We start from the raw sequence: 11383 nt of genomic DNA on the forward strand, positions 1-11383 counted from the left end.
GTGCCAGCCTTGCCACCCTTCTGATTTAACGCGCCGTTGTAGGAGCGGCCTTGTGTCGCGAATGGGGCGCGCAGCGGCCCCAGGTTCTGTTGCGCAGCAAAAATCGCCGGGGCCGCTACGCGCCCCATTCGCGACACAAGGCCGCTCCTACAAAGGCCGCACCCGACATAACCCGCACCTGCGGCTTATCAGCCAAAAAGGCTGGCCTCGACGTCAAACCCGGCATCGCGCATTTGTGCCAGCTTGTAACGCAAGGTGCGCGGGCTGATACCCAGCCGCTCGGCGGCCTCCTTGCGGCGGCCACGCTCGGCGCGCAAGGTGTCGATGATGGTCTGGTACTCATGGCGGCGCAGGTCATCACCCAGGCCACCCACCTCGACCGCCACTTCGGGCAATGAAGGCGCCGCGCCCGCCGACAATGGAATGGCGCCGGCCAGACAAAAATCCGCCGCCTCGATCACCCCGCCCTGCTGCAGGATCAACGCCCGCTGCAAGGCGTTGTCCAGTTCGCGCACGTTACCCGGCCAGGCATACGCCTGCAGGCAGGCCCGCGCTTCGGCAGACAAGCGCACCGGCGCATGCTTCATCTTGCCGACATGGCGGGCCAGCAGGCGTTCGGCCAGTTGCAGGATGTCGCCCTTGCGCTCGCGCAACGGGCACCAGGCCAGGGGGAACACCGACAATCGGTAATACAGGTCTTCACGGAACCGCCCCGCTGCCACTTCGCCCGCCAGATCGCGGTTGGTGGTGGCCAGCACGCGGATGTCCAGGCTGATCGGCTTGCGCCCGCCTACCCGCTCCACCTCACGCTCCTGCAACACCCGCAACAGCTTGGCCTGCAACGTCAGCGGCATCTCGGAGATTTCGTCGAGCAGCAAGGTGCCGCCCTCGGCCTGCTCGAACTTGCCGGCCTGGGCCGCGATGGCGCCGGTGAAAGCGCCCTTCTCATGGCCAAACAAGGTGGCTTCGAGCATGTTGTCGGGGATCGCCGCGCAGTTGATCGCCACGAAGGGCTGGGCTGCCCGCGGGGACTGCTGGTGAATGAAGCGTGCCAGCACTTCCTTGCCGGTACCCGACTCACCCGAGATCAGCACCGTCGAGTCGCTGCGCGCCACGCGCGCGGCCAGCTCCAGCAATTGTCGGCTGGCCGGCTCACAGGCTACCGGCCCCTCCTCGTCCACCGCACTCACGCGCCCGGCAGCATGGCGCTGCACCAAACACAGCAGCGCCTTGGGCTCGAACGGCTTGACCAGGTAATCGGCTGCGCCCTGGCGCATCGCTTCCACGGCACGTTCCACCGCAGCATGCGCGGTCATCAGCAACACCGGCAGTTGCGGCTGCTGGCGGCGCAACTGCGCCAGCAACTGATGCCCATCCATACCCGGCATGTTCACGTCACTGACCACCAGGCTGAAGGCCTCGCTCAGCACAGCCTCCAGTGCCTCTTCGGCACTGCCCACGGCGCGGTAGGCGAAACCGCCGATTTCCAGGGTATCGCCGAGCGCCTGGCGTAACACGCGGTCATCCTCGACCAGCAGCACCTTGATGGTCATCCGTGCGCCTCCGCCAGTTGCCCATCGATCAACGGCAGCTCGACTCGCACGCAGGTGCCGCGCCCGACCTTGGAACGCACGCTGAGCGTACCCTGGTGCGCCCGCACCACGGCCTTGACCACGGCCAGGCCCAGGCCGGTGCCGGTGGCCTTGGTGGTCAGGAACGGCTCGCCCAGGCGGCCTAGCACGTCGGCGTCGATACCGCTGCCGGCGTCACTCACGCACAGGTGCAACACCTGCTGGCGACGGAACACGTGCACCTTGAGCCGCGCCGGCGCCTCGCTCGCTTGCAGGGCATTCTCGATCAGGTTGAGCATGGCGCCGACCAAGGTGTCGCGGTTGCACAGCAGCTCGCCCAGGTGGCTGTCGCACTGCCAACGCACGGCATGCCCTTGCACGTGCGACTGCGCGGCCTGCTGCAAGGCCTGGAACAGCCCTTTGGGGCTCACCCGATCGCCGAGCGGCAGCTCGCCACGGGCGAACACCAACATGTCGCGCACCTGGTGCTCCAGCTCGTGCAGGCGCTCCTTCAAGGTACCGGCGAAGCGCTGGCGGGTTTCCACGCTCAGGTCTTGCTCGCTATCGGCCAGGTGGCTGGCGTAGAGCATGGCTGCCGACAGGGGCGTGCGGATCTGATGGGCCAGCGAGGCGACCATGCGCCCCAGCGACGACAAGCGCTCGTGGCGAGCCAACTGGTCTTGCAGGCGACGGGTTTCTGTCAGGTCGTTGAGCAGCACCAACTGGCCGGGCTCGGCATCCAGCGAGCGGGTGGCGATGGACAGGCGGCGGCCGTCGCGCAGCGAGACTTCATGGCCGTCGTCCTTGCGCGGGGCGAAGCTGCGGGCAATCACCTGGCGCCACAGCTCGCCGATCAGCGGCTCGCCGAGCAGTTCGCAGGCGGCCGGGTTGGCTTCGCGCACCAGGCCGTGGCCATCGATCACGATCACCCCGCCGGGCAGCAGGTCCAGCAGGTTCTGCAGGCGGTTGGCCAGGCGTTCCTTTTCGCTGAGTTCGGCGATGCGCTGGGCGCTGACCACCGCCAGCTCGCCCTTCAGTTCGCTGACCCGCGCTTCAAGCAGGCTGTAGGACTGGCTCAGCTGGCTGGAGACCTGGTTGAACAGGGCGAAGGCTTGCTCGACACCCTGTCGGCTTTCCTGCTCGATCAGGGCATGCCCCTGCGGATCGGGGGCTCGGGAAACGTGGGCGGCCTGGGGCATCGTGCTCTCTCGCGTGGCTGACCGTCATAAAAACGGTATGTTGCCAGCGGTGTAGCAATAGCCGTGCCGAAGATGGGGATTTTCGGATGCGCTGCCTCCCTCGCCCGCAATGGGCGAGGGAGGCCAGCCAGGCTCAATCCGGCAGCCAGGCCTTGCGCCAGTGATTCAGGTTGTCGCCTTCGAGCATCCAGCCGCCCTGCACCGCATCGCGCAGTGCATCACCCGCCTTCGCCGTCGCATCCAGGTCGGCAAGGTGCATGCGGATGGCCTCTACCCAGCTACGGAAACGGTTCTTCACCAGGGTGACCGGCAAGTCGCTGTAGCCCTGATAGCAACGTACGTCGCTGGCGATCACCGGGAAACCACAGGCGCCGTACTCCAGCAGGCGCAGGTTGCTCTTGCACTCGTTGAACAGGTTCTGCTCGACGGGCGCCAGGGCCAGGTCCAGGTTCATTCTGGCCAGCGCCGCGGGGTAGTGTTCAAAGGCAATGCCTTGGTGGAACTCATGCACATAAGGCCGCAGCTTATCCGGGCACATGCCGAAGAACACCCACTCCACCTCGTTGGCCAGCTCCCTGACCACGTCCGCGATCACTTCCAGGTCGCCCGTGTGGCTTGCGCCGCCCGCCCAGCCGACACGCGGTTTGCGCGACTGCCGGCGCTGGGCGTTGAGGCCTTTCCAGTAGCGGGTATCCAGCGTGTTGTGTACCACCCGGATATCGTCATGCAGGCCGGCAAAGGCCTCGGCCAGCGGCTGCGAAGAGACGACAAAGCGGTCCACATAGGCCAGGCCGCGACGTATGGAGCGCAGAATGTCCTTGGGCATGTGCGCCCTGTGTACGCTCTTGATCGGCAGGTTGGGCAGATAGTCGTCCAGCTCGAAGACCTTGAAGGCCTGCGAAAACGCGCGCATCCGGCGTATGTGCTCAATCTGCTCGTCGCCCACCTGGCGCTGCAGGACGATGCTGTCCGGCTGGTAACGCTCCAGTTCGCCTGGTGCCAGGTGATTCCACGACAGCAGCCCCTCGGCCAGCCCCTCGCGGCTGAGCGCATCGAGCGGCTGGATGACCCGGTAGTTGCCACAACCCTGCCTGTCCGCCGCATGGGCCAGGATCGTCGGCAGCGGCTTCCAGGACGACAGCGGTCGCCAGCTCAGCTGGGTGGGCGCCAGGCCGAAGCCATTGGTGGACGACAGCGAGAAGTTCGGGTTGTAGAACGGGTCTCGCGCCAGTGCCGGCAGCCAGCGGGCATACAAGGCGTCTTCTTCCTCGGTGCTGGCCGGCGTTGCCGCATCTTCGCTGAGCAGCAATTGCACACGCGGCGTCCACACGTTCAGGTAGCCGGCACGGGACAGGCGCAGGCACAGATCGACATCCGCCCAGCGCTGCAGCTCGGGTGTCTCGTCGAAGCCACCCACCTCAAGGAACAGACCCTTGTTCACCAGCAAGCACTTGCCGCTCACTGCGACATAGTTCTGGTCGACCTGCAGCCGCTGCAGGTAGCCAGATGCATCCAGCGGCTGCCCGGCAAAGGCTTCGCCAACCGGGCCGTTCAGGCCGAGCACGAAACCGGCATGGCTGATGGTAGCGTCCCCCGCCACCAGCTTGGCCCCCACCACGCCGACTTCCTGGCGCACGCCATGGTTGAGCATCTGCTGCAACCAGTCGCTATCGAGCACCGCAGCGCCCTCGTCCAGCCACAGCAGGAACTCACCACGCGCCTGCTCGGCGGCCTGGTTGCGCATGTGCGCAGGCGCCATGCCGGCAGGGAAACGCAAGCAACGAATGGCATCGGTGCCGAGCTGGGCAACGCTATCGAGCCAGCTGCTCACTGCTGGGCCGGCATCATTGCGCGCCAGCAGAAGCACCTCGTAGTTTCGATGGGGCGTCTTCTCCAGGATGGTTTCCATGCAACGCTGCGCCCGCTCCGTGCTGTTGCCCTGGAGCAGGATCAGGATGCTGACCGGCAAATCACCGGGGGCGCCGTAGTCGAGGTCATAACGCCCGGGCAGACGCGACTCGACGCGAGCCTGCGGAAAACCGCGTGCATGCAGATGGCGCTGAATGACCTCGCGCTCGTCCGGGCAGTCGCGCAGCGTCTGCGCATCGCTGATCAGCAACGGCTCGCTGATATGCCCCAGCCCCTCGAAACCGGCGGCCTCGATCAGGCGCAGGATGTACTCCAGCTCGAACGCCTGGCCTGCCTCCTGGCGGAAGCCGCCCATGTCCAGCCACACCTGACGGTTGAACAACCAGTGGCGTGACAGGCTCGCCGGCAAACTCAGAAGAAGATCAAGGTTGAGGTCAGGGCGCAGCGCAGCGCCCATTTCCGCGCCATCGCCACGCAAACCTTCATCACCATAAACGGCCCGACAGCCAGGCGCTGCCAGCAGATCAAGCGCGGCAATCAGCAGGCCGCTGGCAGTGAACTCAACGCCCGCCTCTACCAGCATGAACCAGTCGAACTCACCCGCCAGCACTGCCTGGTTGAGCTGGTCGCTGAGGCTGGCGTCGCTCAAACGCAGGCACTGCAGTTTGCCCTGGGCCGAAGTTGCGGGTGCCTCCCCCGGCGTCAGCGCGATGACTTTCACTGTGGGGTAAAGGCAGTTATCGCTGCTCAAGCTTTGCAGCGATGCTTTCAAGGCATCCGCATGCCCTTCAGCGTCCACCACGATGACCCCGATTACAGGCCCACCCTGATGGGCTTGCAGGCGCTGCCCGATCAGCCGGCTCTGCATGGCATCCGGAACGCGTTCGGCCAGCCAGTCTTGCAGTGTCAATGACTTGGGCTTTTCGCCCAGATGCTCCAGCATTTGCTGGCGCCCGCGCTTGACTTCATCGCTGCCACAGTCGGCATGGCGTGCATACAACTCACGATACAGCGCAGGGTAATCTTGCAGTGCCTGCTCCGAACGTCGTGCAGGGGCATTGTCATCCCGGCGCATGCGCACTTGCACCGTCTCATCACGAACATGGTGGAAAGCGCTTCGAGCACATAAGTGCATGAGGAAGTCCCAATCCTCCAGACCTGTCAGTGATTCGTCGAAGCCCCCTACGGCCAGCGCAAGCGCACGTGGGCAGGCAAAGGTGTTGACCGGGATGTAGTTGTTGACCAGCAACCGTTCGCGGGAGTACGCCTCGTGGGGGTAGCGCTGCTCACGCGCCACCTCGGCCCTCTCGCCCGCCGTGATCGTTTCTTGAATGAACACCGCATCCGTATACACCACGCTGTCGGGGTGAGCCGCCAGCGCGTTGGCCAATGCTTCGAGATGACCAGGCAGGAACAGGTCGTCGTCGTCCAGATAAACGACATACCGACCACGGGCCAGGTGCAAAGCGGTGTTACGGGCAGCGGCAGGGCCGCGATTACGGCCTTGGCGGATGTACGTGACAGGGAAATCGTAATCAGCCAGCAGCGACTCGACCGGGTCGCCGTTGTCATTGACCAGAATGACCTCGAAGTCCTTGAAAGACTGGTGGCCAATGCTGTTCAGCGCATCGCTGAGCAATTGCGGGCGGTTGTAGGTCGTCACGATAATCGAGAACAACGTCGTTTCTTGCCGCCGCGTCTGCCCTTCCAAACGCTCGCAGAGCTGGCGCGCCCGGGCACCCAACTCGGAATGCTGCTCGCCAGGGTATTGCTCCAGACGCCGTTCGAGGTGCGCCGCCACCTCGCGCTCACGCCCGTAGAGGTGATGCTGCGCATTGCGCTCGAATACCCCCTCGACAATGGCAAGGTGCCCGATCAATGGCTCAACGGAGGCGTAGAACTGGTTCGACTCCTGCGCACCGTGCCAGCGATAGCTGACACCGGGCATATCGACATAGGCGAAATCGGGGTAACGCTCCGCCATCTGCACGACCATTTCCCAGTCACCGGCACCGTACGTCTTGCCTGGACTCCAGACCTGACAAAATGCCTCACGCCGGTAGATCACTGCCGACGGTGTCATGTAACTGTCGAAAATCAGCAGGTCAGCGACTTCATTGCGCCCACCGACATAATCGCCGTTGCGGTAACCGGGATGACGAGGCTGGTTCAACGCCTGCCCAGCGCCATTGACCCAGCGAATGCCGGTATAGCCAACCGCCACATGGGGCTGGCTTTCCAGCGTAGGCAACAGGCGCGACAGGTGGCCCGGGTTGAAAAAATCGTCGGCGGAAAGGAACGTGAAGTACCGCCCCTGTGCGATACGCAAACCATTGCGCCAGTTGTAGCCTGGGCCGAAATTGTATCGGTTACGGATGTAACGCACGCTCGGGTTGCCCGCGAATGCCGCCATTACCTCGGTGGTGTCGTCCGTGGACGCATTGTCCAACACCAGGATCTCGATATCGTCCACGCCCTGGTCGAGTACCGACTGGACACACTGGCCAAGGTAACGCCCGTGGTTGTAGGTCGGGATCACGACACTCAGCAGGGGCTCGATGTGCCGTACCGCAGCGGCATCATCAGCGATTGCGGTGGTTACCTTGTACAGCCAGTAGTCTGCCGAACAATGGTAGTTCCTGGAGTAGTCGCGATCTTCCGTATCTCGGGTGATTGGCCACGCTTGCGAGTCGGATGCGTCAGCATCGGGAAGTTTCAGGTAATCCAGGCAGACCAGCGAAGTACTGGGCTGGCCTTCCTTTGCCGGGACAAGAATTTTGCTGAAGACGGCTTCTTCTTGCAGCGCCTCCCGTTGCTCGGCATTACCTAATAGCAGATATCGCTGTGCTTTTGATGGCAACTCGCACACCGCCTGGGCCTGACGAGGGTGGGCAATCAGAAGCACGCCATCGGCCTCTCCTGCGGCATCGGTAGCCCGCTCGAACAACAGCCCGTTGCTCAAGCCATACACCGTCAGGGGCTGCAGCGGCAATTTGCGCTGCAAGCCTTCCCAGTCCGCATCGGACAGCAGGAATGCCTGCTGATCTTCCAGGCAAAAACCGGCTACCCGTACTCGCCAAGGTTGCCCGGCACAACGCCCACCTGCGATCAAAGCCCAATTCGTCATGCTGTCACTTCCCAAAAATGGTTGCTCGCTTGCGTCAAGCGACACGGCGCCTGTCGGCACGTAGCCTGTATGTCGTGAATCACGCAGATGCCGTCAGGTCCTTCCAGGACACGACGCGTGTCGCTGCCCTGAGGTGCTGATGGATAAGCGCTTCAATGTAATGTTCATGATCCCGCTCGGAACTGATGACCACGACATCGCCCTCTTCCACGTGCTCACTCATCCAGGCCAAGGGCTGAATGGGTACGCCCAGCATTTCTCTGCCCTGGCGATTGATGTTGGAATCGATACAGGCAACGACCTGATCGCCGTTTTTCTCGGCTTCAAGAATCAGCAGCGCGGCGATGAAGGCACTACCGAAGATGATGATCCTGCGCCCCTCCAGGCCGGCCAGGATGCTCGAGCGCGGCGTTGCGGTGGCTTTGCGCGCCCAGCTCAGAAGTTTCTCGGTAGCGCTGGCATGTCCGGAGGCCGACAGCGTGTTCAGTTGGCACGCCGGTTCGCCCAGCGACAGAAGCTGGGCCAGCAGAAACACAGGCAGGCCCGCCAGAAAGGCGTCGGGGGCCAATGCCATGTTGCGCTGCAGGCCGTCGGCCGTTTTACCAATCTTCTTCAAAATGCCGTTGTTGATCGCCCTCGCGGGCTGGGTCGTAATGGCTTCCTGAATGAAGAAGCGCGCCGTGAAGGCATCGAAATGCAGGGTTTCTGCCTCCAGCCCGGGAACGCCCTTGGCGATGTGCTTCAGGTCTCGATAGAGGGCGACCCCAGGCAGCGACAGGCTCGCCGCATGGGAGAACTGCTGGGTATGCACCCGACGGCGCAGCAAGGGCTGGTCAAGGTAGCCGATGGCATGCCGGCGATTGATGCGCGCCGGCATCAGCACGTCCTCGATGCCCGCCGTCTCCAGGGTTTTCTTGCGCGCAGCCGCCTCGCCGAGGCACGCGTGTACCGCATACAACTTGGGCAGTACGGCGCGCTCCAGCATCACACCGCTGGGCATCGGCCACAGCCGCTCCTTGAGGAAACTGCTGATGTATTCCCCGGGCGCGAAAATTCGCTCCGCGTCAGGCACGGTGCTGCCCCCGACCAGCGCATGGCCATCCTGATCAATGTCGCTGACGCGCGTCCACACCAGCCGCACCTCGGGGTGGCCATCCATGAAGCGCATCTGCCGTTCCAGCATGTCTTGCTCCATGACGTCGTCGTCATGGGTGACGATCACCCGTCGCCCCAGGGCGAGGTGATAAGCCGAACGGCAGTTGAACTCCACGGTGGAAACATTGCGCGAGTTCCTGACGTAACGAATTCGCGGGTCCTGCAGGCCCAGAATGAACTGCGCCGTCCCGTCACTGCTGCCATTGTCGAGAACCAGCAGCTCGAAATCCTCGAAGCTCTGGCCGAGCACGGCAGCGAGGGACTGCTTGAGGTAGTCCAGTCGGTTGTAAGTCAGCAGAGCAACGGTCAGCGGCGGAATGGCTGGGTTCATGGCATGGACCGCAGCAGGTCGGCGATCTGACGGTGCTGCTGCTCGTGCACAAAGACGAAGTTGGTTTCCTGGGTTTGCTCGTCAATGCCCGGGCAGGGGTGCAGCCCCTCTTTGCTCAGGGTAAAGGCCTGATAGCCGATACGACCAAGCCGCTCCACCACCTCGTTGGGGTGGTAGTCGAACTGCCTGGCCCACTTCCTCAACAGCTCGATCAGAATCACCGGCTTATGGCGAGCGAGCATCGCCTCGCCGCCCTGGATCACCATCAACTCCGCACCCTCTACATCGCACTTGATGATCTGCGGCGCCAGCTCATGCTGCGCGCAGAAGCTATCCAGCGTCGTGGCCGGGCAGGACACCTTCTGCAGGCTTTCCTGGCTGCCCGGTTGCCCGGCCAGCACCTGGGAAGTGGCGCCGGAACAGTTGGGCGTGTAGAGAAACTCCAGCGTCGCCTGCTGGTTCGAAAAGGCCAGCCGGTGCGCCTCTATGTTGAACAAGCCGTTGTGGCGGATGTTGCGCTCTAGAATCTCATGGGTATGCGGAATCGGTTCGAAGGCGTGAATCCGCGCCGAGGGGCAGTGCCGTGCCAGCGCCAGGGCATACCAGCCGCAATTGGCGCCGATGTCTAGAACCACCCCGTTTTCCGGGGTGATGGCTTTGAGGAACTCGGTTTCCAGTGTTTCATAGGCACGGAAGTTCATCAGGGTGCAGGGCACCAGGTGCTGGTCCTGGGGGTCGAGAAACAACTCGATCTGCTGCGAGCGGGAACGCACGAAGACGCCCTCCGGCAGGATACGCAGAGACTCCACGTCGGTACCGGCGAGGAACTCGGGGTACTCGAACAGGCTGGCGTGCCGTACGTGGATGGCCTCGATGTAATCCTGCTTGGCAGATTCCCCGGCCTCGTAGGCCGCACGGATGTGGTTAAGCGTGTTCATCGGCATTACCTGGCTCCGGTGGCGAGGCTGAGGATTCTGCCGCGCCAGTCATGTTGCTGGATCAGTGTGTCGCGGATCTCTGCAGCGTAAGTGGTACTGGCAATGAAGACCGTGGCCCCCTGGTGCTGCGCCAGCTCATCGGGGCCGGTAATGGTCACACCGAGCAGGGGTTTGCCCTGCAGGTTCCTGTTCCGGTCGACGATGCCGCAGATATTGGCCTTGCCCAACCGGGTATCGCAGAGCAACCGGCTGGTAAGCGCGCCAGCGCCCCAGATCAGCACCGGCTCGGCACTGGCCTCCAGTTGCTCGGCCAGCGCTTCCACCGGGCGCAATACCTGCCGCGACAGCTCGACATAACTGAGCAGGCTGGCAGCCGCCACAGCATCAAGCGTGAAACGCTTCGCTGCCTTGGTCGTCTTGCGATACATGGCCAGCAGGTAATGGTTGTCGTAGAAATCGTTGTGCTGGGAGATGACCGTCACTTTCTCGAAGCCGCTGGCAGCCAGCAGGTTGTCCAGGCTGACGGCACTGAAGAAGTTGATGTGCTCCAGCGCAAACTCGAGGAAGGGCTCAGCCGGCGGCGTCTTGCCGAAGGCCTCGGCATCGGGAACCGCGATGAACAGATAACCATCGTCCGCCAGCAGCGCCGCAATCTTGGCCATGCTGTTGCGCAGGTCGGCAATATGCTCCAGCACGCCGCAAAGGCTGATCAACTGGAAGCGCTCTTCAGTGACGAAAGCATCCACGGTCGCGCTTCTGATCTCCACCCCGTAGATTTCGTGCGCCAGCTTGGCTGCAGCCGGGCTGGGCTCCATACCGAGCAAGCGCTGGAAGCCTGCCTGTTTGAAATGTGCAAGGAAATGCCCCATGCCCGAACCGATATCGAGAATGCGAGCATCGCTTGCCAGGTCTGCATGTTGCTGGACGAAGTGGAAGAAATCCCCGTGAATACGCGCCAACCCGGGCGGCAGGTCGGTATGCAGGTGATGCTCGACGTTCTGATAGAACTGATCGAGCGCCGACTGATCCGGAATGTCGCTGGCGTAGGCAAAACCGCAGGTGCGACAGGCCACCACATCGTAATGCACGGCCTGGGGAAGCCCCGGGAACAGAAAATGCTGACGGTGCAGTTGCTCTAGATGGCTTCCGCTACAAATTTCACACGCTCTCATATCGCCTACCCTGAACTTTAC

The 11383-nt window shown here is 63.1% G+C and carries 6 protein-coding genes; all 6 read right to left on the reverse strand.

The window, feature by feature from the left end; all coding sequences use genetic code 11:
- Positions 1–188 precede the first annotated feature (188 nt).
- Positions 189–1553, reverse strand: coding sequence for a sigma-54-dependent transcriptional regulator (locus PC358_RS10865; RefSeq protein ID WP_033699471.1), 1365 nt, complete (start codon positions 1551–1553; stop codon positions 189–191).
- Positions 1550–2770, reverse strand: coding sequence for a sensor histidine kinase (locus tag PC358_RS10870; RefSeq protein ID WP_033699472.1), 1221 nt, complete (start codon positions 2768–2770; stop codon positions 1550–1552). Before PC358_RS10870 ends, PC358_RS10865 begins: the two co-directional genes overlap by 4 nt.
- Before the next feature lie 133 nt (positions 2771–2903).
- Complete coding sequence (locus PC358_RS10875; RefSeq protein WP_081874733.1) at positions 2904–7766, reverse strand: glycosyltransferase; 4863 nt, start codon at positions 7764–7766, stop codon at positions 2904–2906.
- Positions 7767–7845: 79 nt separating this feature from the next.
- Positions 7846–9252, reverse strand: coding sequence for a glycosyltransferase family A protein (locus PC358_RS10880; RefSeq protein WP_033699473.1), 1407 nt, complete (start codon positions 9250–9252; stop codon positions 7846–7848).
- Complete coding sequence (locus PC358_RS10885) at positions 9249–10190, reverse strand: FkbM family methyltransferase (RefSeq protein ID WP_241380841.1); 942 nt, start codon at positions 10188–10190, stop codon at positions 9249–9251. The genes PC358_RS10880 and PC358_RS10885 overlap by 4 nt, the downstream gene beginning before the upstream one ends.
- 5 nt (positions 10191–10195) lie before the next feature.
- Positions 10196–11362: a class I SAM-dependent methyltransferase gene (locus PC358_RS10890; protein WP_241380840.1), complete on the reverse strand. Its 1167-nt coding sequence runs from the start codon at positions 11360–11362 to the stop codon at positions 10196–10198.
- Between the last annotated feature and the right edge of the window lie 21 nt (positions 11363–11383).

Origin of the sequence: Pseudomonas capeferrum (assembly GCF_000731675.1) — a bacterium.
Classification (GTDB): Bacteria; Pseudomonadota; Gammaproteobacteria; order Pseudomonadales; family Pseudomonadaceae; genus Aquipseudomonas; species Aquipseudomonas capeferrum.